Consider the following 25,931-nt stretch of genomic DNA (forward strand, 5'->3'; position numbering starts at 1 on the left):
CTCGGTCTCGATGTGGGTAGCGACTACCAGCGGTAGTGCGCGAAGGCCTTGTTGGACTCGGCCATCTTGTGCGTGTCCTCGCGCTTCTTCACAGCGGCACCGAGGCCGTTGGAGGCGTCGAGGAGCTCGTTGAGCAGACGCTCGGTCATGGTCTTCTCGCGACGGGCGCGGGAGTAACCGACGAGCCAGCGCAGCGCGAGGGTGTTGGCGCGACCGGGCTTGACCTCGATCGGCACCTGGTAGGTGGCGCCACCGACACGGCGGGACTTGACCTCGAGGGTCGGCTTGATGTTCTCGAGCGCGCGCTTCAGCGTGATGATCGGGTCGTTGCCCGTCTTCTCACGCAGACCCTCCATGGCGCCGTAGACGATGCGCTCGGCGGTGGAGCGCTTGCCGTTCAGCAGCACCTTGTTGATCAGGGAGGTCACCAGAGGAGAACCGTAGACCGGGTCGATGATGACCGGGCGCTTCGGGGCGGGGCCCTTACGAGGCATTCTTACTTCTCCTTCTTGGCGCCGTAGCGGCTGCGGGCCTGCTTGCGGTTCTTGACACCCTGGGTGTCGAGCGAGCCGCGGATGATCTTGTAGCGAACACCCGGCAGGTCCTTCACACGGCCGCCGCGCACGAGCACGATGGAGTGCTCCTGCAGGTTGTGTCCCTCACCCGGAATGTAAGCAGTGACCTCGATCCCGCTGGTCAGACGCACACGCGCGACCTTACGCAGGGCCGAGTTCGGCTTCTTCGGGGTGGTCGTGAACACACGCGTGCAGACGCCACGACGCTGGGGCGAACCCTCGAGCGCGGGCGTCTTGTTCTTCTCGACCTTGTCCTGCCGGCCCTTGCGGACCAGCTGCTGGATCGTAGGCACTACTTCTCCGGTTTCTGTGTGCCGAATGGTGAAGCTAACCTGGTACGTCGCCGACCCACGCGGTCGGGTGTGTCGAACCCGCGGACTCTCGCCGCGAGGACGGAAAGAGGCGCGGATTGCGGTGGCCGCTCACGGCCCCCGGTGCGGTTGAAGGCACGCACGAAGGCCAGGGCACACCCCAGGCACAAGGTCTGAGCGTACCTATCGCATTCGCTGCGGTCAAAACAAATGGGCGAGACCGACGCCGGCGCCCGGCTCGCACCGCTTTCGCCCGGTCCGCGCCCGCCGCTCGGCCGGGCGCGCGGGGGCCGCGCACCGACTCAGGCCCGCGGCTCCGGAATCCGCGCCCCGCCCCGGCCGGCGGGGGTGCCGGAGTCCGGAGTGCCGACGCGCGCGGCCCCGGGCTCGGGCTCCGCGGCCGCCGTGTCGTACCGGACGAAATACGTGGGCCTGTTCTGCACCGCCGTGTAGATCCGGCCGACGTACTCGCCGAGCAGGCCCACGCAGACCAGCTGGACGGCCCCGATGAACACGATCCCCGTGAAGAGGGAGGTCCAGCCGGGCACCGTGTGGCCCAGGGCGAAGGCGGTCAGCGTGTAGACCAGCAGACCCAGGCAGACCAGGAAGGCACCGGCGCCCAGCCAGGTGGCGATGCGCAGCGGGGCCGCGGAGAAGCCCGTGACGCTGTCCACCGCGAGGCGGATCATCCGGCCGAGCGGGTACTTCGTCCGGCCCGCGGTGCGCGGCGCGCGCTGGTAGGTGACCTGGCCGCTCGGGAAACCCAGCCAGGGCACCAGGAGGCGGTAGACCCGCTGCTGGTCCGGCAGGGCCTTCAGCGCGTCCACCGCGGCCCGGCTGAGCAGCCGGAAGTCACCCGCCTGCGCGGGCACCGACGGGCCGGCCAGGCGGCGCATGAGCCGGTAGTAGACGCCCGCGGTCCGGCGCTTGAAGCCGGTGTCGCTGCTGCGGTCCGCCCGGACTCCGTAGACGATGTCCAGGCCCTCGGCGCGGGCCAGCGCCAGCATGTCGGGGATCTTCTCCGGCGGGTCCTGGAGGTCGGCGTCCAGACTCACCACGTAGGCCCCGGCCGCCCGGTCCAGGCCGGCGGTGAGGGCCGCCTGGTGGCCGGAGTTGCGCCGCAGCGCGATCACGCGGAGTTCCGGCCAGCCGAGCTGGAAGGCGGCGAGCAGCTCCGCGGTGCGGTCGGCGCTGCCGTCGTCCACCGCGACGACCTCGTGGGCGACGTCCAGCTCCGTCAGCACCGGCCGCAGCCTGCTGACCAGCGCGGGCAGGGCCTCTTCCTCGTTGTACATGGGTATGACGACCGACAGCACGATCGGCTCGTCCCGTTCCTCGGGCACCGGCCCTCCCCTCACCCCTGACACAGAGCACAGATGTGCGACTCTTGTGCGATCTTATGGCAGCAATTGCTCGTTGAGGGCGGACCGAGGGGGATGACAGACATGGACACGGCTGCCGACGACACGGCGACCGACGCGTCCCTCGGCGCACGGGACGGGCTGTCCGCCGCGCACGAGACGGCCGGGCAGCGGACGGGGACCGGCCCCCTGGACCGGGCCCGGGCAGCCTGGGACGGCCGACGGCCCGCCTGGACCCGGCGCCTCACCCTGCCGGCCGGCGCGCGCCCGTACCTGCCCGCGCTGGCCCTGTACGGCGTCACCAAGCTCGTGGGCCTCACCGTCTTCGCCTCCCTGCTGGAGTACGCCGGGGACTATCACGACAAGAAACCGCGCTTCGGCGGCGGCGCCCACTGGTGGGACGTCCTGGCCACCTGGGACGGCTGGTGGTACCTCCAGGTCGCCGAGCACGGCTACCACCCCTCACTGGTACGCCTCGACTCCGACGGACTGTTCACCGTCCAGCAGAACTCGGTGGCGTTCTTCCCGCTCTACCCGGCCCTGATCCGCATGGTCTCGGAAGCCACCGGAATCGGCCTGTACGGCTCCGGCATCCTGGTCTCCGTCCTGGCCTCGTTCGTCGCCGCCGCCGGTATCTACGCCGTCGTCCGCCTGATCGCCGGGGCACGGGCGGGCACCATCGCCGCGGGCCTGTGGGCCGTGGCGCCCGGCGCGGGCGTCGAGTGGGCCGTGTACTCCGAATCCGTGTTCGTCGCCATCGCCGCCTGGACCTGCTACGCCGTGATGACCCGGCGCTGGGTCGCGGCCGGACTGCTGGCCTGTATCGCCGGCTTGAACCGGCCCACGTCCGCGGTGCTCATAGGCGCCGTGGGACTCGCCGCGCTGGTGACCCTGGCCCGCCCCGCGACCCGGCGCGAACACGGCGTGTGGGGCCCGCTGTACGCCATGATCGTCGCCCCGCTGGGCCTGCTGTTCTACGTCGCCTGGGTCGGCTACAGCACCGGCGAGCCCTCGGCGTACTTCATCCTCCAGCGCGAGGGCTGGGCGCACTTCTTCGACTACGGCGCCTACAGCCTGGACGTGCTGCGCAACCTGGCGGTGGGCCGCAACGACTACGTCTTCGCGTTCTCCACCCCCGACCTGCTCTCCCTCCAGCTGGTCCTGGCGCTGCCCTTCCTCATCGCCCTGATGCTGCGCAAGAAGCCCCCGCTGGTGCTCGTCGCCTACACCCTGGCGTCGATCATCACGGTCCTGGGCACGCAGCAGATGTTCGGCAACACGATGCGCTACCTGCTCCCCGTCTTCCCCCTCCTCCTCGCCCCGGCAGCGGCACTGAGCCGCCTGAAACTGCCGAGCCTGACGGTGTTCTTCACGACGGCGGCGCTCGCGTCGGGGTGGTACGCGCACTACGTCATCTTCGAACTGGGCGTGCCGTAGATCGTCCCGCCCCCGAAGGCATCACGACCGGCCACGACGGCTGATTGCCGCCCGTTGCCCTCATCGACAGTTCCCGTACGTTGACCATGGCGATTGCGGCATCGGCACAGGTGGACGCGGGGGCGGCGGAATGACCGGGGGACGTGCACATGCGTGGCAGGACGACGGCTTCGACGACGGCGTGCCCTTCCTCGCCCGGCTGGAGAAGGAAGACCGCGCGGCCCTCCTTCAAATCGGACGGCCCCTGCGCTATCGAGCACGCAGCGTCATCCTGCACCAGGACGAGCCTTCGTCCCACGTTCTTTTGTTACTGCACGGCTGGCCCAAGGTGACGGCCATAGCGGCCAACGGCTATGAAGCCCTGCTGGCGCTACGTGGCCCGGGAGACATCGTCGGCGAGGGCGCGGCGCTCAGCGGCCGTCATCGCTCGGCGACGGTCACGGCACTGGATCACGTCGAAGCCGTCGTCATCGACCAGGCCCGCTTCACCACTTTCCTCACCGCCAACCCCCGGGCAGCCCTGCGGCTGCTCAGTCTCACTACGGACCGCCAGCGCTCGACCGATCGCCGACGTCTGGAATGGGCGGCGCTCACCGTGCGCGAGCGCCTGGCGGTGCTTCTGCTCGAACTGGTCCGCACCCACGGGACCCGCACGGACGAGGGTGTCGAGCTGACCATCGGCCTCAGCCAGCAGGAATTCGCCGGATCGGTCGGCTCCTCACGCGAGGCAGTCGCCCGGCTCCTCAAAGAACTGCGGGACCGCCATGTGGTCGTGACACGACGCCGCCGCATCATCGTCCTGCGCCCGGAGGTGCTGCGTCGCATCATCGGCGAACAGCACGCCTGACTCCTCCGTACTGTGCACCCGGTCACAGTCCGTCCGTGTCATCGGGCCTCTGGCGCGAGTCGTGCGTCCGCCATCGTGCTGCTTAACCGAGCAAACACGAGGGGCAGAGCCATGACGGATCCTGTGTACCGCACCATCCTCCTCTTAGACATCGAGCAGTTCGGCTCCCGCGACGACGTGGAGCAGGCGTTCCTGCGGCGGCTCCTCTACGAGGTCGTGGACGCCACGCTCTTCGCCGCCGGCATCGACGAGTCGGCGCGACTGCGCGCGGACCGCGGCGACTCCGTCATGGAACTCATCGACGTCCAGGCCTCCGTACCAGCCCTGGTCAAAACCCTGCTGACCGAGACACCCGCGCTCCTGCACAGCAAGAATCGGCTGATCGCCAGCAGCGCCCGGATGCGTCTGCGCGTCGTCCTCTCGTCCGGCTACGTCGCCGTCGACGAGCTCGACGGCTGGGTCGGCTCAGACCTCAATCACGCCGTACGCCTGCTGGACTCCGACCCGCTGCGCGACGCCCTCAAGGAGCGAGACGACCACAGCGTCCTGTGTGTGTCCGACGGCATCTACCAGGGCGTCGTCCGTCACGGACCACTCGGTGTCCGCCCGGACGACTTCCACCGCATCACCGTGGACACGAAGGAAGGCCCCACGGTGGCTTGGCTGCACGGAGAGCCCGGGGTCGCACGGGACGCCGCCTCCGAGTCGGCGCCGGTTCCGGACACGCTTGCCCCGTCGCCCACTGCCACCCACGTCCATGGCGACCTGTACGGCCAGACCGGAGGCACCCTGCACGGCGGCCAGCGATTCGACTTCACCCGGCGTGAACGATAGGAGCGCCGATGAGCCAGACAGAGACTACGGCCGGCCCGGTCAAACCGGCCGACGAGGTCACACAGGACGGCGAGCAGAAGGACCAGGAAGAGTCGGGCGACGGACAGCAACAGCCGCGCCAGAAGGCCTGGGCCGCGCGCCGGGACCTGATCGCGCACGGCCCCGAATTCATCTCCACCCTGGTCGGGGGTGACCAGTTCGGCCAGTCGGGAGGCACCCACTACGGTGACAAGATCTTCCACATCGGAGGCCGGACCGAAGCGTCCCTCTCCGTCCCCGGGCAGATCCCCCGGGCGGAGGTGGAGACGCTGGCTGGTGTCTTCCGGGAGAGCGAGGACTTCGACGTCGCGCTCGCGCGCCTACGGGCCGACCGATTCGTCCTACTGTCGGGCGGACGGGAAACGGGCCGGCGGTCGGCCGCTCTGATGCTGCTGCACCGGCTGGGCACCGACCGGCTGCTCGAACTGGTCCCGCCCGCCTCGTTTCCGGCCCTGTCCGACCAGTTGGACACCCGGGCCGGTCATGTCCTGTGTGATCTGTCCGTCAGCCGAAGCCGCCCCCTGCGCCAACCGCATCTGCTCGCGCTGCGCGAGGAACTGGAGGGCCGGGACGCGTATCTGGTGATCACCGTCGAACCATCCGCCGCACTGGGCGACATCCCGTTCGTACGGTGGGAGCCGCCGACAGCGGAAGACATGCTGTACGCCCATGTCACCGCGGTCGTCGGGGAGAGCGCCTGGCCGGAACTGCACGGGCTCGCTCCGGTGAAGGAGTTTCTCGCCCAGCAGCACCGCCCGCGCCAGATCGAGGGATTCGCGCAGCGGCTCGTCGCACTGCACCGCAGAGAGGCCGACGAAGAACACCTGACCGCGTACGGCGAGGCCGCCGTACGGACCCAGATCATCCGCTGGCTCACCGGTCCCGAGCCCGACCTGCGGGAGCAGGCCTTCCTCATCTCACTCGCGGTCTTCGACCGGGCGCCGTACGCGGTGGCCGCGGAAGTCGGCGACGGGCTCTACACGCGACTGCACAGGATCGAGAAGCCCGGCGTCCCGCCGCACATCCCTGTCTTCGGCAGCTCGCGCGAGGAACGGCTCCGCCTCGCCCGCGCCGAGGGCTACATAGGTACGGAGGCCACCGAACAGGGGCCTGTCGTCGGCAAGTTCTTCGCCGCATTCCGGGACAAGCGGACGGCCGAGCTCCTGCTGGAGGAGGTGTGGAACCTCCACCCCTCCGCCCGTCCCGCCCTCGCCGAGTGGATCCGCAAGCTCGCCGAGGACCGGCGCCCCCTGGTCCGGACCCGCGCGGCCTCGGCCGCCGCCCGGCTGGCCCACTCCGACCTGTCGTCCGCCCTGGCCCATCTCATCGAGCCGTGGGCGGATGCCCGCGACCCCTACTCCTGGCTGGCCGCCGCCAACGCCCTCACTATGGCCCAGCTCCTGGGAGTGCCGACCGTCCTGCGCATCCTGCACGACTGGTGCACAGGCGAGGCGGAGAGCCGGCGCTGGACGGCCATCCGCGCCTTCGGCCTGCTGGGGCCCGTTCATCACGAGGAAGCCCTGGACGCGCTTCTGGACGCGGTCCACCGTCAGCCGCCCGCCCTCGACGTCCAGGACTCTGAGGAAGAGGAGCCGTCGGAGGGGACCAAACAGTTCGCCGATGCTCTGGAACTGTTACTCCTCGCCGTTCGGGAGCCCGTGCTGGCCGAGCTGGCCAAACAGCTCGACCCCCACCGCGCGGACCGCACGGCCCGCCCGTACGCACTGCTCGCCTTCTTCCAGGCCTGTACCCAGGCGAAGGAGGGCGACAGCGGACGCCCGCTCGTCCTCGACTGGTACGCCCAGGCCCTCGAAGCCGGGGACACGACGACCGCACGTCACCTTGCCCTGTTCTGGGAGGCCCTGCTGTCCGACCGGACGCACACCACGCGGGCCCTCGGCATTCTGCGGGGCTGGGTACGCGCAGCCGACACCGACCCACAGTCCGAAGAGGCCCTCGTCCCGCTGCTGAACGCGTTGGTCGGCACCTCTGCCAACCAACGACGTGTCACTCACCTGCTGCGCACGGCACGCGGCTTCGGGGGGACCCCCTCCCCGGCCGCTGACCGGCTGCTGAAACGCCTTTCCCGTGCCTGAGCCCCTTTATCGGAGGCAGCCCATGGAAATCCCCTTACAGCCCGAGGACCTCGACTGGTTCCGGCAACGGCCCCACTCCCCCGCTCGAGCCATCCAGGATCCCGTCCGCACCGTCTGGCAACTCCCCCGCTTCCGCCTCGGCCGGCACCGCTTCAGCGGGCGCGTCGACCACGCACTGGTCTGCGTTACGCGGAACGGGTCCTACGAGACCTTCTCACCACCCCACCGACCCGCGTCCGTACGGCGGTACATCGCCCTGTATGAGGTGGACACCGATCCGCAGGCGTTCCAGCTCACCGTGCCCCTTCCCAGCCTGGTCGACAGTTTCGAGTTCGAGGCCACCGCCGACATCGCCTGGCGCGTCGTGAACCCTGCGCAGTTCGTCCGGAGTCAGGAGCGGGATGTGCCGGGGCTCCTCACCCGAAAGGTGCTCCCCGTGCTCCGCGCCGCCAGCCGCGGCCACGGCATCGAAGCGAGCGCTGCAGCCGAACAGGCCGTGCAGCAGGCGGTGAACGGTGCCGCGTGGCTCGGTGAGGAGCAGGGCCTGCGCATGTCCTGCTCTGTCCGGCTGCGCCGCGACGAGACCGAACGCGACCACCAGGCCCGGCTGCGTACCGCCCGGCACGAGGCCGCGGCGGCACAGCCGGAGCACGAGGCGTCCGCGCTCCGTCAGGCGTACGAGGCGGAGCGGATTGGGGAGAGGATCAAGTTCTACGAGCAGCATGTGGTCCGGGGAGACTTCGCCGCACTCGCTCTGCACCTGGCGACGCACCCCGAAGACACTCAAGTGGTACTCGGTCACCTCCGTGACGGACAAGCCGAGCTGGTCCAGACCCAGCTTCATCTGATCGACCAGGCTCTGGACAGCAAGCGGCTGGAGGACCATCACCTGGACGAGCCCCATCAACTGATCGCCGAGCGCATGACCGCCATCCTGCGGGCCACCTCCGCCTCCGGACAGTCCCCGCAGCCGCGTCTGGCACCGCATCGCGCGCCCTCGGCAACGGAGGCGGCACCCTCCCGCACCATTCCGGAGTCCGGCACATGAGTACGCCCGCCCCGGAGCCGGACGCCGCACTTCTGCGGGCTGGCGCGCATCTGCTCGCCGACCTGCGCGCCGAGATCACCCGCGCCGACGCCAAGGCCGCCGTCCTGGTGGCGGCGCTGGGTCTGTCGGCCGGTGTGCCCACCGCGCTGCTGGCCAACGCCCGCTGGAGTCCCGCCCGGATCCCGGCGCCGGCCGCGCTGCTGTGGTGGACCGGCTCGGCACTTCTGCTCGCCGCCCTCCTGGCCGCCCTCCTCGCGGTCCTGCCCCGTTACCGCACCAGCCGCTGGGCACCTGGACGGCCACTCACCTATTTCGGCGACGTGCGAAGGGCCGCCCGGTCCGGACACCTCGCCGCGGCCCTGGCCGACACCGGTCGCGACCCCGCCCACGGCCTGCTGGTCGCCCTCGCCGAGACGAGCGGCATCGCCGCCCGCAAGCACTTCTGGATCCGCGTGGGGCTGATCGCGTTCAGCTCCGCAGCGGTCCTGCTGTCCGGATCTCTGTTCCTCGCATGAGCCGCTCGCCTCCCGTACCGCCGATCCCCCGGAAGGAACCGTCATGCCCTCGATCCCCGAGCCCGAGAAACAGGTGGAGGCGGAACCACCCCCGGCCGCCGACGAACTCCCTCTCCGCACCGGCCGGGTCCTCATCACCGCACGTCAGCGTGGTGCGGACATCACCGCTCTCGGCTGTCTGGCGCTGCACCTCCCCCAGGCCTGCGCAAGCCTCGCCGTCGTCTTCGGGGCCTCCTACTGCCTGGCGGTGCTCAGCGGGCCTCCGTGGTGGGTTCTCTGGGGTGGCTGGGTGCTCAGCGGCGCCCTCGTCTTCCATCAGCCCTGCGAGAGGCTGCTCGCCCGCCGACTGTTCGGGCTGCGCCATCCGACCGTAGAGGAGGACCGGAAGCTTCGATTCGTCTGGCGTGAGATCACCGCCCGCGCCGGGGTGGATGCGAGTACCTACCAGCTCTGGGTCGAGGACAGCGACGACGTCAACGCCATGGCCGCGGCGGGCCACATCGTGGGGGTCACCAGCCACTCGCTCCGGCGCCTGCCGTCCGCCCAACTCGCCGGCGTACTCGCTCACGAACTGGGCCACCACACCCGCGGTCATGCCTGGGCCTCGCTGCTCGCCGTCTGGTACGCGCTGCCGGGCCGGCTCACGTGGCGTCTGCTGCTCGCGCTGGTCTCCCGGATCGACCGGCTCCCCGTGGGCGCCTCCGCGCTGGTGACCGGACTGATCGGCGCCACCGCGTTCGCCCTCGCGACGGCCACCTACGGCCTGGTCCTCCTGCCCTTGGCCACGCCGTATCTGGCGGCCGCCGTCGCCCGGCGCGCCGAGCTTCGGGCCGACGAGCACGCTGCGGGGCTCGGTTTCGCAGCCGAGCTGATGACGGTGCTGCACGACGAGCACGAGCGGGAACGGGCGGAACGGGCCGGTGCCGAGGCTCAGGGACTGCCGGTCGAGGACGAAGGGCTCGTCGCGCGATTGCTGCACTCGCACCCCGACGTGCACACCCGCCTGCACCACCTGCGGGCCCGCGAAGCGAGTCGGCGCTGACACGCCGAAGGGCGGCCACCCCTCGCGGGGTGACCGCCCTTCGGTCGGTCAAGCGAGCACTCGCTTACTGGTTGTACGGACCGTAGTCGTAGTCCTCCAGCGGAACGGCCTGGCCGGAGCCCGTGCCGAACGGCGAGTAGTCGATGTCGTCGTAGCCGACGGCCGAGTACATCGCGGCCTTGGCCTCCTCGGTCGGCTCGACCCGGATGTTGCGGTAGCGGGACAGGCCCGTACCGGCCGGGATGAGCTTACCGATGATGACGTTCTCCTTGAGGCCGATGAGGCTGTCGGACTTGGCGTTGATCGCCGCGTCCGTCAGGACTCGGGTCGTCTCCTGGAAGGAGGCGGCCGACAGCCAGGATTCCGTCGCCAGCGAGGCCTTGGTGATACCCATCAGCTGCGGACGGCCGGAGGCCGGGTGACCGCCCTCCTGGACCACACGACGGTTCTCGGTCTCGAACTTCGACCGCTCGACCAGCTCGCCGGGCAGCAGCTCGGCGTCGCCGGACTCGATGATCGTCACGCGGCGCAGCATCTGCCGGATGATGATCTCGATGTGCTTGTCGTGGATCGACACGCCCTGCGAGTTGTAGACCTTCTGGACCTCGCCGACCAGGTGGACCTGGACGGCACGCTGACCCAGGATGCGCAGCACGTCGTGCGGGTTGGTGGCACCCACGGTGAGCTTCTGGCCCACCTCGACGTGGTCGCCCTCGCCCACGAGCAGACGGGCACGCTTCGAGATCGGGTAGGCCGTCTCGTCACTGCCGTCGTCCGGGGTGACGACGATCTTCTTGGTCTTCTCGGTCTCCTCGATCCGCACGCGGCCGGAGGCCTCGGAGATCGGGGCGACACCCTTCGGGGTACGGGCCTCGAAGAGCTCGACCACACGGGGCAGACCCTGGGTGATGTCGTCACCGGCCACACCACCGGTGTGGAAGGTACGCATCGTCAGCTGGGTACCGGGCTCACCGATGGACTGGGCGGCGATGATGCCGACCGCCTCACCGATGTCGACCAGCTTGCCGGTGGCCAGGGAGCGGCCGTAGCACATGGCGCAGGTGCCGACCTGGGACTCGCAGGTCAGGATCGAGCGGGTCTTGACCTCCTCGACACCGTGGTGCACCAGCTGGTCGATGAGCACGTCACCGAGGTCGACGTTGGCCGGCGCGATCACCTTGCCGTCGATGACGACGTCCTCGGCGAGCATGCGGGCGTACACGCTGGTCTCGACGTCGTCGGCCTTGCGCAGCACACCGTCCTCGCCGCGCTCGGCGATCCGCAGCTTCAGACCGCGCTCCGTGCCGCAGTCCTCCTCGCGGATGATGACGTCCTGGGAGACGTCGACCAGACGACGCGTGAGGTAACCCGAGTCGGCGGTACGCAGAGCGGTGTCCGCCAGACCCTTACGGGCACCGTGCGTGGAGATGAAGTACTCCAGCACGGACAGGCCCTCACGGAACGACGCCTTGATCGGACGCGGGATCGTCTCGTTCTTCGCGTTCGACACCAGACCACGCATACCGGCGATCTGACGCATCTGCATCATGTTGCCTCGTGCACCCGAGTTCACCATCATGAAGATCGGGTTGGTCTTCGGGAAGTTGTCGTTCATCGCCTCGGCGACCTCGTTGGTCGCCTTGGTCCAGATCGCGATGAGCTCCTGCGTGCGCTCGTCCTTGGTGATCAGACCGCGCTCGTACTGCTTCTGGACCTTCTCGTCCTGCGCCTCGTAGCCCTTGACGATCTCCTTCTTCGCCTCGGGAACGACGACGTCGGAGATGGCCACGGTGACGCCGGAACGGGTCGCCCAGAAGAAGCCGGCCGCCTTCAGGTTGTCGAGCGTCGCCGCCACGATGACCTTCGGGTAGCGCTCGGCGAGGTCGTTGACGATCTCGGAGAGCTGCTTCTTGCCGACCTCGTAGTCGACGAACGGGTAGTCCTCGGGCAGCAGCTCGTTGAAGAGCGCGCGGCCCAGCGTGGTCTTCAGGGTGAAGGTGTCACCCTGCTGCCACTCCGGCTCACCCTCCTCGCGCGCCGGGGGCTCCCAGCCGCGGGGCGGGATGGTGCCCACCGGGAAGCGGATGTCGACCTTCGACTGGAGCGACAGGTCGCCCGCGTCGAACGCCATGATCGCCTCGGCGGCGGAACCGAAGGCACGGCCCTCGCCCTTGAGGTCGCGGCCCTCGCCGTCGGTGGTGAGGAAGAACAGACCGAGGACCATGTCCTGGGTCGGCATCGTCACCGGACGGCCGTCGGCCGGCTTGAGGATGTTGTTCGAGGACAGCATCAGGATGCGGGCCTCGGCCTGCGCCTCCGCGGAGAGCGGCAGGTGCACGGCCATCTGGTCACCGTCGAAGTCCGCGTTGAACGCGGTGCAGACGAGCGGGTGGATCTGGATGGCCTTGCCCTCGACCAGCTGCGGCTCGAAGGCCTGGATGCCGAGGCGGTGCAGCGTGGGCGCACGGTTCAGCAGAACCGGGTGCTCCGCGATGACCTCTTCCAGCACGTCGTACACGACCGTGCGGCCGCGCTCGACCATGCGCTTGGCGCTCTTGATGTTCTGCGCGTGGTTCAGGTCGACCAGGCGCTTCATCACGAACGGCTTGAAGAGCTCCAGCGCCATGGCCTTGGGCAGACCGCACTGGTGCAGCTTCAGCTGCGGGCCGACGACGATGACGGAACGCGCCGAGTAGTCGACTCGCTTACCGAGCAGGTTCTGCCGGAATCGACCCTGCTTGCCCTTCAGCATGTCGCTGAGGGACTTCAGCGGGCGGTTACCGGGGCCGGTGACCGGGCGACCACGACGACCGTTGTCGAAGAGGGCGTCCACGGCCTCCTGGAGCATGCGCTTCTCGTTGTTCACGATGATCTCGGGCGCGCCGAGGTCGAGAAGCCGCTTCAGGCGGTTGTTGCGGTTGATGACACGGCGGTACAGGTCGTTCAGGTCGGAGGTCGCGAAGCGGCCACCGTCCAGCTGCACCATCGGACGCAGGTCCGGCGGGATGACCGGCACGCAGTCCAGCACCATGCCCTTGGGGCTGTTGCTGGTCTGCAGGAACGCGGAGACGACCTTGAGGCGCTTGAGCGCGCGGGTCTTCTTCTGGCCCTTGCCGGTGCGGATGATCTCGCGGAGCTTCTCAGCCTCTTCGTCGAGGTCGAAGGACTCCAGGCGCTTCTGCAGCGCGGCGGCGCCCATCGAGCCGTCGAAGTAGGTGCCGAAGCGGTCGCGCAGCTCGCGGTAGAGCAGCTCGTCGCCCTCGAGGTCCTGGACCTTGAGGTTCTTGAACCGGTTCCACACCTCGTCGAGGCGGTCGATCTCGCGCTGCGCACGGTCGCGCAGCTGCTTCATCTCACGCTCGGCACCCTCGCGCACCTTGCGGCGCACGTCGGCCTTGGCGCCCTCGGCCTCCAGCTCGGCCAGGTCGGTCTCGAGCTTCTTGGCGCGGGCCTCGAGGTCGGCGTCGCGGCGGTTCTCGATCTGCTGACGCTCGACGGAGACGTGGGCCTCCAGCGAGGGCAGGTCGCGGGTGCGGCGCTCCTCGTCCACGAACGTGATCATGTACGCGGCGAAGTAGATGACCTTCTCGAGGTCCTTCGGCGCCAGGTCCAGCAGGTAGCCCAGGCGCGACGGGACGCCCTTGAAGTACCAGATGTGGGTGACGGGGGCGGCGAGCTCGATGTGGCCCATCCGCTCACGGCGCACCTTGGCGCGCGTGACCTCCACGCCACAGCGCTCACAGATGATGCCCTTGAAGCGGACGCGCTTGTACTTGCCGCAGTAGCACTCCCAGTCCCGGGTCGGACCGAAGATCTTCTCGCAGAAGAGTCCGTCCTTCTCGGGCTTGAGGGTGCGGTAGTTGATGGTCTCGGGCTTCTTGACCTCGCCGTGGCTCCACTGACGGATGTCGTCAGCGGTGGCCAGACCGATCCGGAGCTCGTCGAAGAAGTTGACGTCGAGCACTATGCGTCAATCCCTCTCAGGGTTGTAAGTCTTGGGGTCTGAAACGGGGGTCCTGGGGCCGGCGGGCCTTGATCGCTCAAGGCCCGCCGGACTCCCGTCAGACCTCTTCGACGCTGCTCGGCTCGCGCCGGGACAGGTCGATGCCGAGCTCCTCCGCAGCGCGGAAGACGTCCTCGTCGGTGTCGCGCATCTCGATGGACATGCCGTCCGAGGACAGCACCTCCACGTTGAGGCACAGGGACTGCATCTCCTTGATGAGCACCTTGAAGGACTCGGGGATGCCGGGCTCAGGGATGTTCTCGCCCTTGACGATGGCCTCGTAGACCTTCACGCGGCCGGTGACGTCGTCGGACTTGATGGTCAGCAGCTCCTGGAGGGCGTACGCGGCGCCGTAAGCCTCCAGCGCCCACACCTCCATCTCACCGAAGCGCTGGCCACCGAACTGGGCCTTACCACCCAGCGGCTGCTGGGTGATCATCGAGTACGGACCGGTCGAACGGGCGTGCAGCTTGTCGTCGACCAGGTGGTGCAGCTTGAGGATGTACATGTAGCCGACCGAGATCGGGTCCGGGAACGGCTCACCGCTACGGCCGTCGAACAGCCGCGCCTTGCCGGACGGGAGCACCATGCGCTCGCCGTCGCGGTTCGGGATGGTGTGCTGCAGCAGACCCGCGAGCTCGTCCTCGCGCGCACCGTCGAACACCGGGGTGGCGACGTTGGTACCGGGCTCGACCTTGTCGGCGCCGATGGCCTGGAGGCGCTGGGCCCACTCGTCCGCGAGGCCGGAGACGTCCCAGCCGCGGCTGGCGAGCCAGCCGAGGTGGATCTCCAGGACCTGTCCCGGGTTCATTCGGGACGGCACACCCAGCGGGTTGAGGATGATGTCGACCGGGGTGCCGTCCTCCAGGAACGGCATGTCCTCGATCGGCAGGATCTTCGAGATGACGCCCTTGTTGCCGTGACGGCCGGCGAGCTTGTCACCGTCGGTGATCTTGCGCTTCTGCGCGACGTAGACGCGCACCAGCTGGTTGACACCGGGGGGAAGCTCGTCGCCCTCCTCGCGGTCGAAGACGCGGACGCCGATGACCTTGCCGATCTCGCCGTGCGGGACCTTCAGCGAGGTGTCACGGACCTCACGGGCCTTCTCACCGAAGATCGCGCGGAGCAGGCGCTCCTCCGGGGTCAGCTCGGTCTCACCCTTGGGCGTGACCTTGCCGACGAGGATGTCACCGGCGACGACCTCGGCACCGATGCGGATGATGCCGCGCTCGTCGAGGTCGGCGAGGACCTCCTCGGAGACGTTCGGGATGTCCCGGGTGATCTCCTCGGGGCCGAGCTTGGTGTCACGGGCGTCGACCTCGTGCTCCTCGATGTGGATCGAGGAGAGGACGTCGTCCTGCACGAGGCGCTGCGACAGGATGATCGCGTCCTCGTAGTTGTGACCCTCCCACGGCATGAAGGCGACCAGCAGGTTCTTGCCGAGCGCCATCTCGCCGTTCTCGGTGGCCGGACCGTCGGCCAGGACCTGGCCCTCGATGATCCGGTCGCCCTCGCTGACGATGACCTTCTGGTTGACCGAGGTTCCCTGGTTGGACCGGGAGAACTTGGCCAGGCGGTACGTGATGTACGTGCCGTCGTCGTTGGTGGTGGTGATGTAGTCCGCGGAGACCTCCTGGACCACACCCGCCTTCTCGGCCTTGACCACGTCGCCGGCGTCGACCGCGGAGCGGTACTCCATGCCGGTGCCGACGAGCGGCGACTCGCTCTTGATGAGCGGGACGGCCTGACGCATCATGTTCGCGCCCATGAGGGCACGGTTGGCGTCGTCGTGCTCGAGGAAGGGGATCATGGCGGTCGCGACCGACACCATCTGGCGCGGCGAGACGTCCATGTAGTCGACGTCGTCCCCGGGGACGTAGTCGACCTCTCCGCCACGGCGGCGGACCAGCACGCGGTTCTCGGCGAAGCGGAACTCGTCGGTCAGCGGCGCGTTGGCCTGCGCGATGACGAAGCGGTCCTCCTCGTCGGCGGTCAGGTAGTCCACCTCGTCGGTGACCTGGCCCTCGACGACCTTGCGGTACGGCGTCTCGATGAAGCCGAACGGGTTGATCCGGCCGTACGAGGCGAGCGAGCCGATCAGACCGATGTTCGGGCCTTCCGGCGTCTCGATCGGGCACATGCGGCCGTAGTGCGACGGGTGAACGTCACGGACCTCGAAGCCGGCCCGCTCACGGGAGAGACCACCCGGGCCGAGCGCGTTGAGACGACGCTTGTGCGTCAGACCCGACAGCGGGTTGTTCTGGTCCATGAACTGGGACAGCTGGCTGGTGCCGAAGAACTCCTTGATGGAGGCGACGACCGGCCGGATGTTGATCAGGGTCTGCGGCGTGATCGCCTCGACGTCCTGGGTGGTCATGCGCTCGCGCACGACCCGCTCCATACGGGCGAGACCCGTACGGACCTGGTTCTGGATCAGCTCGCCGACGTTGCGGATGCGGCGGTTGCCGAAGTGGTCGATGTCGTCGGTCTCGACGATGATCGACCGGCCCGACTCGCCGACCGTCTCGGTCTCACCGGCGTGCAGCTTCACCAGGTACTTGATGGTGGCGATGATGTCGTCGGTGGTGAGCACGCCGGCGTCCAGCGGCTCGTCCGCGCCGAGCTTCTTGTTCACCTTGTAGCGGCCGACCTTGGCGAGGTCGTAGCGCTTCGGGTTGAAGTAGAGGTTCTCGAGCAGCGTCTGCGCGGCCTCACGGGTCGGCGGCTCGCCCGGACGCAGCTTGCGGTAGATGTCGAGCAGCGCGTCGTCCTGGCCCTGGGTGTGGTCCTTCTCCAGGGTGGCGCGCATGGACTCGTACTCGCCGAACTCCTCGAGGATCTGCTCGGTGGTCCAGCCGAGAGCCTTGAGGAGGACGGTCACGGACTGCTTGCGCTTGCGGTCGATGCGCACACCGACCATGTCGCGCTTGTCGATCTCCATCTCCAGCCAGGCACCCCGGGACGGGATGATCTTGGCGGAGAAGATGTCCTTGTCGGACGTCTTGTCGATGGAGGAGTCGAAGTAGACACCCGGCGAACGGACCAGCTGGGACACCACGACACGCTCGGTGCCGTTGATGACGAAGGTGCCCTTGTTCGTCATGAGCGGGAAGTCGCCCATGAAGACGGTCTGGGACTTGATCTCGCCGGTCTCGTTGTTGGTGAACTCGGCGGTGACGAAGAGCGGGGCCGCGTACGTGAAGTCACGGTCCTTGCACTCGTCGATGCTGTTCTTCGGAGGCTCGAAACGGTGGTCGCGGAACGTCAGCGACATCGACCCGGAGAAGTCCTCGATCGGCGAGATCTCCTCGAAGATCTCTTCCAGACCGGACTTGGTGGGGACGTCGTGACCGGACTCCAGAGCCGACTCGACGCGAGCCTTCCACGCGTCGTTGCCGAGCAGCCAGTCGAAGCTCTCGGTCTGCAGCGCGAGAAGGTTCGGAACCTCGAGGGGCTCCTGGATCTTTGCAAAGGAGATGCGCAGCGGGGCGGTGCTGGCAGCGTTGTTCGTATTCGCGGTCGAGGCATTGCGCGAGGCGGCCAAGAGGGGGTCCTTCCGAGGGCTCGGACTCACTACGCGCGTACCGGCCCCTCTTCCTCACACGGAGACAAAGGGTGCCTGATGTGGCTCGGGAGCCAGGTCAGGCATGCTCTGGTCGTCAGTGCTCGGGCGAGGGCAGACCCCTGGTGACGGGCAGGGGGCAGCTAACAGGCAGCGCAAAGGGACAGTGTAGCCACTTGGCACACTGATGTCCAATGCCAGTTTCCTGAACCGTGTCCGCTCCTCGTAGTTCTCACCACCTGCGGCAAGGCCTCGCCCTCAACGCACCGTGATACTGCCCTCTTCGCCGTGGATCCATGCCTCGGATTCGGATCCTTGTGACGACGCGTCCTGAGAATTGCGCGCTGCGTGCGGTTCGTCAAGGCCCCCCTTGTCCAAACCGGCTGCCGTCCAGGGACTCTCAGGGTCCCGGAGACGGCACGACGAAGATCACCATACTCTTCGCCGTCACCCGTGCAAGGCAGCCGCCGCCCGACCCCCGGAACGCCGAAGAGCGACCACCCGGATGGATGATCGCTCCTCAGCGCTTGAGCGTTACAGGCCCTGACGGACCTGTGAGGTGTTACTTGACCTCGACCGAGGCGCCGGCGCCCTTGAGGGACTCGGCGGCCTTCTCGGCCTGCTCCTTGTTGACCTTCTCGAGGACCGGCTTCGGGGTGCCGTCGACGAGGTCCTTGGCCTCCTTCAGACCCAGGGAGGTCAGCTCACGCACGACCTTGATGACCTGGATCTTCTTGTCGCCGGCGCCGGTGAGGATGACGTCGAACTCGTCCTTCTCCTCCTCGGCCGGGGCGGCGGCGGCCGGGCCGGCCGGGCCCGCGACGGCCACGGCGGCGGCGGCGGTGACGTCGAACTTCTCCTCGAAGGCCTTCACGAACTCGGAGAGCTCGATGAGGGTCATCTCCTCGAACTGGGCGAGCAGGTCTTCCTGGCTGAGCTTCGCCATGATGGCGGTCCTTCCACTAATTCGGCAGGTGCCGGATGTACGGGGTGAGGCGGGCGTACGTCGGGCCCGCATCGGCCCTCGCCTCAGGCGGCGAGAGCCGGAAAGCGAGCCGAATTACTCGGCACCGCCCTGCTCGTCCTGCTTGGCACGGAGCGCGTCCACGGTGCGGACGAGCTTCGAGGGAAGCGCCTGGAAGAGCTGAGCAGTCTGGGACTGCTTGCCCTTGAAGGCACCCGCCAGCTTGGAGAGCAGAACCTCGCGGGACTCGAGGTCCGCAAGCTTCTTGATCTCGTCGGCGGACATCGCCTTGCCGTCAAGGACACCGCCCTTGATGACGAGATTCGGGTTGTCCTTGGCGAAGTCGCGCAGACCCTTCGCCGACTCCACCGGGTCACCGGTGACGAAGGCGACGGCCGTCGGACCAGCGAAGAGCTGGTCGTCGAGCGTGATCCCGGCCTCGTTGGCCGCAATCTTGGTCAGCGTGTTCTTCACCACGGCGTACTGGGCGTTCTCACCGAGCGACCGGCGCAGCGTCTTGAGCTGCGCCACGGTGAGACCGCGGTACTCGGTCAGCACGGCGGCGTTGGAGCTGCGGAACTTGTCCGTCAGCTCGGCAACCGCGGCAGCCTTTTCGGGCGTCGCCATAGAGCCTCGGCCTCCTTCCGGGTGATTCGGACCGCGCGGACCCGAAGGAGGTCTGGGGAAAACGAAACGCCCCGGCGCAGGCGCACGGGGCGTGACTCGACCGGTCATACGCGCTCGGGGCGCGGACTCCGGGAGTTCATCCACTGTCACCTGCGCGGGTCGTCCGCAGTTCAGCGGATCCTTCGGCCACCGTGCCCTCTCACGAGCACACGGCAACGACCAGCGGTCTTTGGCTTCGGTAGGAGCGTACGGGAACGGGGCAGTCTCAAGCAAATCCGCCCGTACGGCGACCCGGCCGGCCTCAGCCCGCCTGGCCTTCCTGCATCATCTCGGCCAGGTCCACGGTCTCCCCGGCCGGCGGGGCGGTGACCTTCACGGGCTCGTTGAAGCCGAGGAAGGTGACGGTCATGTCCAGCGGGCCCTTGTCCGCGTCGCCGCGCATACGGAACTGCTTGGCCTGGTCGTCGCCGTCGATCCACATGTCCATCGTGAGCTTGTCGACGCCCATCTTCTCGTACTGCTCCAGGCTCTTGCGGCGCTGGTCCTGGGTGGCCTTGTCCTCGTCCGCGAGGGACTTCTCCAGGGCGTCGAGGGTGACGGTGCCCTTGTAGTGCGTGGTCTCCACACCATCGACGGTCTCGGTGCCGACCTTCTCCACGTCCTTGGCGCCGGTGAGGAAGGTGGACTCGGCCGCCGGGTTCTTGTCGGCCTGGGAGGCGCTGCCGAGTTCGCCCAGCTCCTTGTCGGCACCCATCGCGGCGAGGTCGAACTTGATCCAGCTCTTGCCGTCCATCTCCTTGGCCGCCTCGGCGCCGCCGTTGAGGAAGAGGGCCTTGTCGACGAGCCGGATCTCGGCGGTCGCGTCGACGCCCTGGTCGGGCGCCTTCATCTTCATGGCCATCGCGACCGTCGGCTTGAGCTGCATCTCGGCCTCGGCCTCGACCCGGCCCTCCTCGGGTGCGCGGCCCTTCATGCGGTAGTGGAGGGAGCTGATGTCCTCCGTGTTCTTCGCCGCCTTGGCCACGGCCGCCGCCGGCGTCATCTCGGGGGACTTGTCCGCCCCCTCGTCCTTCGAACAGCCCACCGCGCCCGCGGCGAGCAGCAGAGCGGCCAGCCCGGCGCCCACGGGCACGCGCACAGAAGTCTTCTTCATGGATTCCCCCCACGGGACACAGGAAATGAACGGCCGTCACACAGCCAGGACGCGAGCGTATCCGAGACGGTTCGCGCGATCTTGTGATTTCCGGGGTCAGGAGCCGTCGGCCGGTGTCTTCAGCAGCTCCTTGAAGTCCGCCGTGTCGGCGGCCGGGGGCAGCTCCACGGGCACGGGGACGCCGTAGTCGCTGTAGTAGGCGGTCTGGGACAGCTCACCCGTCTCCGTGCGTCCCCGCTCGGTCTTCTTCACCAGCAGGTCCTGTGCGTCGACCCAGATGTCGACGGTCCGTCCGGTGTCGCCCGCCACCGTGCCGGACCAGTGCGTGGTGTGCCGCCCGCGCGTCGTCTCCTTGCCGACCTCGTGCACGTCGTCCGAGGTGAGCAGCAGTTTCACCGCCTCGTCCGGGGCGGTGTCGCGCATCCGGTCCGCGAAGCCGGCGCCGGCGTCGAGGTCCTCCAGGTCGGCGTACTCGTACTTGACCCAGTGCCTGCCGCCCGCCCGGGCGGCGAAGGCGTCGCCCATCTTCGCGTAGTAGGCGTCGGGCAGGTAGCGGGCCTCCATGGAGGTGGTGCCGAGCCGGCGCATCGCGTCGGCGGTCGTCCCGCCGGTGTAGGTGAGCGTCAGGGTGCCGGTGAGGCCGTCGCCCCAGCGGAGGGCGCCCTCGGCCTTCAGGGACAGCTCGTCGCCCACGACGGTCGTGGAGTGGACCCACGCCGAGCCGGCCCGGCTCGTGGCGCGCTCCACGGCGCGCAGCGGCTCCGCCCACGGGACGGGGTCGTCCTCGGTGGGGCCGGCGGGGATGCAGGCGGTCAGACACGCCAGCACGGCTGTCACCGCGATCGAGAGGGCCGTACGGTGTGCCGTCGTGCTCGTCATGTCCCCACCCCTGTGCGCGTCACCTGCCCGCACGCTAGCCCAGGCTCCCGGCGTCCGTACCGGGAAACCCGGGTCCGGAAACGGGGACGGGCCCCGCACCTCGGAAGGTGCGGGGCCCGTGAACCGGTTGGGCGAGCCGTTGGCTCAGACCGCGGCCGGGTCCTCCTCGACGAGGAGGTTGCGGGTGCGGTTGGAGTCGACCGGAATGCCGGGGCCCATCGTGGTGCTGATGGCGGCCTTCTTGATGTAGCGACCCTTGGCGGCGGACGGCTTCAGACGGAGGATCTCCTCCAGCGCCGCGCCGTAGTTCTCCACCAGCTTGGTGTCGTCGAACGACGTCTTGCCGATGATGAAGTGCAGGTTCGAGTGCTTGTCGACGCGGAACTCGATCTTGCCGCCCTTGATGTCGTTGACAGCCTTGGCGACGTCCGGGGTCACGGTGCCGGTCTTGGGGTTCGGCATGAGACCACGGGGACCGAGCACGCGGCCGAGGCGGCCGACCTTGCCCATGAGGTCCGGGGTGGCGACGACGGCGTCGAAGTCCAGACGGCCCTTCGACACCTCGTCGATCAGTTCGTCGGCGCCGACGATGTCGGCGCCCGCGGCACGCGCGGCCTCGGCACGGTCGCCGGTCGCGAAGACCAGGACCCGGGCGGTCTTACCGGTGCCGTGCGGGAGGTTCACGGTGCCACGGACCATCTGGTCGGCCTTGCGCGGGTCGACACCCAGGCGGAAGGCGACCTCGACGGTGCCGTCGAACTTGGTCGTGGAGGTCTCCTTGGCGAGACGGACGGCCTCGAGCGGGGCGTAGAGCTTCTCCCGGTCGATCTTGGCGTCCGCAGCGCGGAGAGACTTGCTGCGCTTGCTCACTACTGCTCCTGTTGGCTTCTTAGGAGTCGTGGTCCGGGCCGAGCAGGCCCTGCCACACTGTCCTGACCATGCGGCTTCCGCCGCGTGGCTTGCTTACGGGGGTGGAGGTCAGCCCTCGACCGTGACGCCCATGGAACGCGCGGTGCCGGCGATGATCTTCTCGGCGGCGTCCAGGTCGTTGGCGTTGAGGTCGGGCATCTTCGTGGTGGCGATCTCACGGACCTGGTCACGCGTGATCTTCGCGACCTTGGTCTTGTGCGGCTCGCCGGAGCCCTTCTCCACGCCCGCGGCCTTGAGGATCATCTTCGCGGCCGGCGGCGTCTTGGTGATGAAGGTGAAGGAGCGGTCCTCGTAGACCGTGATCTCCACCGGGATGACCCACCCGCGCTGCGACTCGGTCGCGGCGTTGTAGGCCTTGCAGAACTCCATGATGTTGACGCCGTGCTGACCCAGCGCGGGGCCGACCGGCGGAGCCGGGTTGGCCGCACCGGCCTGGATCTGGAGCTTGATGAGCCCCGTGACCTTCTTCTTCTTGGGAGGCATAGCTCTCCGGGTCCTTTCGATTCGGGTCCTGCCCGCATCCGGGGAACCACCCGGACACAGGCATACCGCACAACGATAACGGGTATGGATGCGCGGCCAAAAACCGAGCAGGTCAGACGACGCGCGAGCGTTCGTCTGACCTGCTCGGAAGCGGTACGTCCGAAGAAGTGCTAGTTCTTCTGGATCTGGTCGAAGCTGAGCTCGACCGGGGTCTCGCGGCCGAAGATCTCGACGAGGCCCTTGACCTTCTTCGAGTCGGCGTTGATCTCGTTGATCGTGGCCTGCAGCGTGGCGAACGGGCCGTCCGTGACGGTGACCGAGTCGCCGACCTCGAAGTCCAGCACCTGGACCTCGACCTTGCGCTGCGGAGCCGGCTTGCCCTCGGCCTCGGCGGCCTCGCGGGCGGCCTTCTCCTCGGCCTCGGGGGCGAGCATCTTGACGATCTCGTCCAGCGTCAGCGGGTACGGGTCATAGGCGTTGCCCACGAAGCCGGTGACGCCGGGGGTGTTGCGGACGACGCCCCAGGACTCGTTGGTCAGGTCCATGCGGACCAGGACGTAGCCCGGCAGCTTGTTCTGGCGGATCGTCTTGCGGTCGCCGTTCTTGATCTGGACGACCTCTTCCTGCGGCACCTCGGCCTGGAAGATGTAGTCCTCGACGTTGAGCGAGACGGCGCGCTGCTCGAGGTTGGTCTTCACGCGGTTCTCGTAACCGGCGTAGGTGTGGATCACGTACCACTCGCCGGGCAGGACGCGCAGCTCCTGGCGGAGCTTCTCGATCGGGTCGAGCTCGGGCTCGGGCTCCGCGGTCTCCGCGTCCTCGGCCTCAGCGTCGACCTCGGCCTCGTCGACCTCGGCCTCAGCGGTCTCGTCCGCGTCCTGGACCTCTGCGGCCTCGTCCTCGTCCTCGACGACGGCTTCGGCAGCCTCGACCTCGGTGGAGGTCTCGGTGTCCTCGTTGTCCGCGCCCTCGACAATGCCGAGCTCGTCCTCGACGGACTCGACAGCCTCCCCGCGAGGCTCAACGGCGTCGTTCACGTTCGGGTCAGACACGGTGGCTGCTTCTTCCTGGATACATAGGGGTGGAACACGCGAAAGGGGCGCCGGGTACCTCGGCGCCCTTCGCTCTCGACTCAGCCGAAGACGTACTTGGCGGCGTGGCTGAAGCCATAGTCAATCAGAGTCACCAGGCCGATCATGATGACCACGAAGATGATCACGACCGTGGTGTACGTCGTCAGCTGGTTGCGACTGGGCCAGACGACCTTGCGGAGCTCCGCGACGATCTGGCGGTAGAAGAGCGCGAGACGCTTCAGCGGGCCCTTCTTGGCCCGCTTGCCGCCCTTGCGGGGCTTCTTCTTGGAGTCCGGCGCCTCGTCCTGGGCATCAGGCATGTCGATGGAGCCCACGGCGTCCGTCACTCGTCCTCACCTGATTCCGGGTCGTGGCCGTGCCGCGCCCGGTCTGAGCCGCACGGCGTTGCATTGCTGTACGTACATGCGCACACATCCTGGCGAAGGTGTGTGTAGCAGGGCCGGAGGGACTTGAACCCCCAACCGCTGGTTTTGGAGACCAGTGCTCTACCAATTGAGCTACGACCCTTTGTGTGTCCCCAACGTACCGCATCCGCCCGGATGCCTGTGGGCACCGAGTGTGTGCGGGCCGCTGAAGGCCAACGAGGTGAGAGTGTACGTGCTCGCGGGCCGGGCGTCGAACAGAAAGGGCCCGTGGGGCGCCCCGCCGGCGATCGTTGGCCGAAGATCGCCCAGGCCGTGCGGTGGATCCGGACTGTTGTTCAGGCTTTTGCCCGGTCCTGTTCAGTCCGTGAAACCCGTGTGCCGGGGAGGTTTCCGGTCTGGAACGATGGGCCCCATGAGCGCTGCAACCCCTCCCACCGAGCGCCGGGTCTCCGCCCGAGTCGGCGCGATCTCCGAGTCCGCCACCCTCGCCGTGGACGCCAAGGCCAAGGCCCTCAAGGCCGCCGGGCGACCGGTGATCGGCTTCGGCGCCGGTGAACCCGACTTCCCGACGCCCGACTACATCGTCGAGGCCGCGATCGAGGCCTGCAAGAACCCGAAGTTCCACCGCTACACGCCGGCCGGCGGACTGCCCGAGCTGAAGGCCGCCATCGCCGCGAAGACGCTGCGCGACTCGGGCTACGAGGTCGACCCGTCGCAGATCCTGGTCACCAACGGCGGCAAGCAGGCCATCTACGAGGCGTTCGCCGCGATCCTCGACCCGGGCGACGAGGTCATCGTCCCGGCGCCGTACTGGACGACGTACCCGGAGTCGATCCGGCTGGCCGGCGGTGTGCCGGTCGAGGTCGTCGCCGACGAGACGACCGGCTACCGGGTGAGCGTCGAGCAGCTGGAGGCCGCGCGCACGGAGAAGACCAAGGTCGTCCTCTTCGTCTCGCCGTCGAACCCGACGGGCGCCGTGTACAGCGAGGCCGAGACCGAGGCGATCGGCCAGTGGGCCGTCCAGCACGGCCTGTGGGTGCTGACCGACGAGATCTATGAGCACCTCGTCTACGGCGACGCCTTCTCCGTCTCCATGCCGGCCCTGCTGCCCGAGCTGCGCGACAAGTGCATCGTCGTCAACGGTGTCGCGAAGACGTACGCGATGACCGGCTGGCGGGTCGGCTGGGTCATCGGCCCGAAGGACGTCGTCAAGGCCGCGACGAACCTCCAGTCGCACGCCACCTCCAACGTGTCCAACGTCGCCCAGGCGGCGGCGCTGGCCGCGGTCTCCGGTGACCTGGAGGCGGTGGCGAAGATGCGGGAGGCCTTCGACCGGCGCCGCCAGACCATCGTGCGGATGCTCAACGACATCGACGGCGTGCTGTGCCCGGAGCCGAAGGGCGCGTTCTACGCCTATCCGTCGGTGAAGGCGCTTCTCGGCAAGGAGATCCGCGGCAAGCGTCCGCAGGACTCCGTCGAGCTGGCCGCGCTGATCCTGGAGGAGGCCGAGGTCGCGGTGGTGCCCGGCGAGGCCTTCGGCACGCCCGGTTACCTGCGGCTGTCGTACGCGCTCGGCGACGAGGACCTCGTCGAGGGCGTGAGCCGGATCCAGAAGCTGCTGGCGGAGGCCAGGGACTGACGGTCGCTCTTCCGGCAGGGGCCACACCTCGACGTCGAGGTGTGGCCCCTGTTGTTTGTTTGTGCGAGCAAGACCACGTACGGGGAAAGTGCTGTCGGGCCGGGCGTGTCGTGCGGCAGGATCACGG

21 protein-coding genes and 1 tRNA gene are annotated in these 25,931 nt (G+C 68.4%); 8 read left to right on the forward strand and 14 right to left on the reverse strand.

What is annotated here, in order from left to right; all coding sequences use genetic code 11:
* Window positions 1-23 precede the first annotated feature (23 nt).
* The 3 genes from rpsG to IEZ05_RS07320 all read right to left on the reverse strand — a co-directional run bounded on the left by rpsG (window position 24) and on the right by IEZ05_RS07320 (window position 2,181).
* Window positions 24-494 (reverse strand): 30S ribosomal protein S7, encoded by a 471-nt coding sequence (gene rpsG, locus IEZ05_RS07310; RefSeq protein WP_003992340.1) that lies wholly within the window; start codon window positions 492-494, stop codon window positions 24-26.
* Window positions 495-496: 2 nt separating this feature from the next.
* The gene (gene rpsL, locus IEZ05_RS07315; protein ID WP_003948652.1) at window positions 497-868 is read right to left on the reverse strand and encodes a 30S ribosomal protein S12; all 372 of its coding nucleotides are present in this window, start codon (window positions 866-868) and stop codon (window positions 497-499) included.
* Between the two features lie 320 nt (window positions 869-1,188).
* Window positions 1,189-2,181 (reverse strand): glycosyltransferase family 2 protein, encoded by a 993-nt coding sequence (locus IEZ05_RS07320; RefSeq protein WP_189229234.1) that lies wholly within the window; start codon window positions 2,179-2,181, stop codon window positions 1,189-1,191.
* A 150-nt stretch (window positions 2,182-2,331) separates the two neighbouring features.
* On the opposite strand from IEZ05_RS07320, the gene IEZ05_RS07325 reads away from it, so the two are divergent.
* The 7 genes from IEZ05_RS07325 (at window position 2,332) to IEZ05_RS07355 (ending at window position 10,105) form a co-directional block, all read left to right on the forward strand.
* A complete protein-coding gene (locus IEZ05_RS07325) occupies window positions 2,332-3,684 on the forward strand; it encodes a glycosyltransferase family 39 protein (protein ID WP_189229160.1) in 1,353 nt (450 codons plus the stop codon).
* 130 nt (window positions 3,685-3,814) lie between these two features.
* Entirely contained in the window at window positions 3,815-4,531 is a 717-nt protein-coding gene (locus tag IEZ05_RS07330) for a Crp/Fnr family transcriptional regulator (protein WP_189229161.1), read from the forward strand.
* A 111-nt stretch (window positions 4,532-4,642) separates the two neighbouring features.
* Window positions 4,643-5,365 (forward strand): hypothetical protein, encoded by a 723-nt coding sequence (locus IEZ05_RS07335; protein WP_189229162.1) that lies wholly within the window; start codon window positions 4,643-4,645, stop codon window positions 5,363-5,365.
* Between the two features lie 8 nt (window positions 5,366-5,373).
* Window positions 5,374-7,500 carry a hypothetical protein gene (locus tag IEZ05_RS07340; RefSeq protein WP_189229163.1) on the forward strand — a complete coding sequence of 709 codons (2,127 nt, stop codon included), beginning with the start codon at window positions 5,374-5,376 and terminating at the stop codon, window positions 7,498-7,500.
* Window positions 7,501-7,765: 265 nt separating this feature from the next.
* The gene (locus tag IEZ05_RS07345) at window positions 7,766-8,548 is read left to right on the forward strand and encodes a hypothetical protein (RefSeq protein WP_308426891.1); all 783 of its coding nucleotides are present in this window, start codon (window positions 7,766-7,768) and stop codon (window positions 8,546-8,548) included.
* Complete coding sequence (locus tag IEZ05_RS07350) at window positions 8,545-9,063, forward strand: Pycsar system effector family protein (protein WP_189229164.1); 519 nt, start codon at window positions 8,545-8,547, stop codon at window positions 9,061-9,063. Before IEZ05_RS07345 ends, IEZ05_RS07350 begins: the two co-directional genes overlap by 4 nt.
* 43 nt (window positions 9,064-9,106) lie before the next feature.
* Window positions 9,107-10,105 (forward strand): M48 family metalloprotease, encoded by a 999-nt coding sequence (locus IEZ05_RS07355; protein ID WP_189229165.1) that lies wholly within the window; start codon window positions 9,107-9,109, stop codon window positions 10,103-10,105.
* A gap of 64 nt (window positions 10,106-10,169) precedes the next feature.
* Here IEZ05_RS07355 and IEZ05_RS07360 read toward each other — a convergent pair whose 3' ends face one another.
* From IEZ05_RS07360 to IEZ05_RS07410, 11 genes are all read right to left on the reverse strand, one after another.
* Window positions 10,170-14,069: a DNA-directed RNA polymerase subunit beta' gene (locus IEZ05_RS07360; protein ID WP_189229166.1), complete on the reverse strand. Its 3,900-nt coding sequence runs from the start codon at window positions 14,067-14,069 to the stop codon at window positions 10,170-10,172.
* Window positions 14,070-14,166: 97 nt separating this feature from the next.
* Entirely contained in the window at window positions 14,167-17,652 is a 3,486-nt protein-coding gene (gene rpoB, locus IEZ05_RS07365; protein ID WP_189229167.1) for a DNA-directed RNA polymerase subunit beta, read from the reverse strand.
* Between the two features lie 580 nt (window positions 17,653-18,232).
* Window positions 18,233-18,616 carry a 50S ribosomal protein L7/L12 gene (rplL, locus tag IEZ05_RS07370; RefSeq protein ID WP_189229168.1) on the reverse strand — a complete coding sequence of 128 codons (384 nt, stop codon included), beginning with the start codon at window positions 18,614-18,616 and terminating at the stop codon, window positions 18,233-18,235.
* 114 nt (window positions 18,617-18,730) lie between these two features.
* Window positions 18,731-19,261 (reverse strand): 50S ribosomal protein L10, encoded by a 531-nt coding sequence (gene rplJ / locus IEZ05_RS07375; protein WP_003974311.1) that lies wholly within the window; start codon window positions 19,259-19,261, stop codon window positions 18,731-18,733.
* Between the two features lie 301 nt (window positions 19,262-19,562).
* Window positions 19,563-20,414, reverse strand: coding sequence for a LolA-like protein (locus tag IEZ05_RS07380; protein ID WP_189229169.1), 852 nt, complete (start codon window positions 20,412-20,414; stop codon window positions 19,563-19,565).
* Window positions 20,415-20,510: 96 nt separating this feature from the next.
* The gene (locus tag IEZ05_RS07385) at window positions 20,511-21,293 is read right to left on the reverse strand and encodes a hypothetical protein (protein ID WP_189229170.1); all 783 of its coding nucleotides are present in this window, start codon (window positions 21,291-21,293) and stop codon (window positions 20,511-20,513) included.
* 144 nt (window positions 21,294-21,437) lie between these two features.
* A complete protein-coding gene (gene rplA / locus IEZ05_RS07390) occupies window positions 21,438-22,163 on the reverse strand; it encodes a 50S ribosomal protein L1 (protein ID WP_062664059.1) in 726 nt (241 codons plus the stop codon).
* Between the two features lie 108 nt (window positions 22,164-22,271).
* The gene (gene rplK / locus IEZ05_RS07395) at window positions 22,272-22,706 is read right to left on the reverse strand and encodes a 50S ribosomal protein L11 (protein WP_006130605.1); all 435 of its coding nucleotides are present in this window, start codon (window positions 22,704-22,706) and stop codon (window positions 22,272-22,274) included.
* A gap of 170 nt (window positions 22,707-22,876) precedes the next feature.
* On the reverse strand, window positions 22,877-23,758 hold the full coding sequence (nusG, locus tag IEZ05_RS07400; protein WP_189229171.1) for a transcription termination/antitermination protein NusG: 882 nt from the start codon (window positions 23,756-23,758) through the stop codon (window positions 22,877-22,879).
* A gap of 80 nt (window positions 23,759-23,838) precedes the next feature.
* The gene (gene secE, locus IEZ05_RS07405) at window positions 23,839-24,126 is read right to left on the reverse strand and encodes a preprotein translocase subunit SecE (RefSeq protein ID WP_189229172.1); all 288 of its coding nucleotides are present in this window, start codon (window positions 24,124-24,126) and stop codon (window positions 23,839-23,841) included.
* 108 nt (window positions 24,127-24,234) lie between these two features.
* Window positions 24,235-24,307, reverse strand: a tRNA-Trp gene (locus IEZ05_RS07410).
* Window positions 24,308-24,577: 270 nt separating this feature from the next.
* Here IEZ05_RS07410 and IEZ05_RS07415 point away from each other — a divergent pair.
* Window positions 24,578-25,804 (forward strand): pyridoxal phosphate-dependent aminotransferase, encoded by a 1,227-nt coding sequence (locus tag IEZ05_RS07415; RefSeq protein WP_189229173.1) that lies wholly within the window; start codon window positions 24,578-24,580, stop codon window positions 25,802-25,804.
* Window positions 25,805-25,931: the final 127 nt, after the last annotated feature.

Origin of the sequence: Streptomyces flaveolus, from assembly GCF_014648815.1 — a bacterium.
Classification (GTDB): domain Bacteria; phylum Actinomycetota; class Actinomycetes; order Streptomycetales; family Streptomycetaceae; genus Streptomyces; species Streptomyces flaveolus.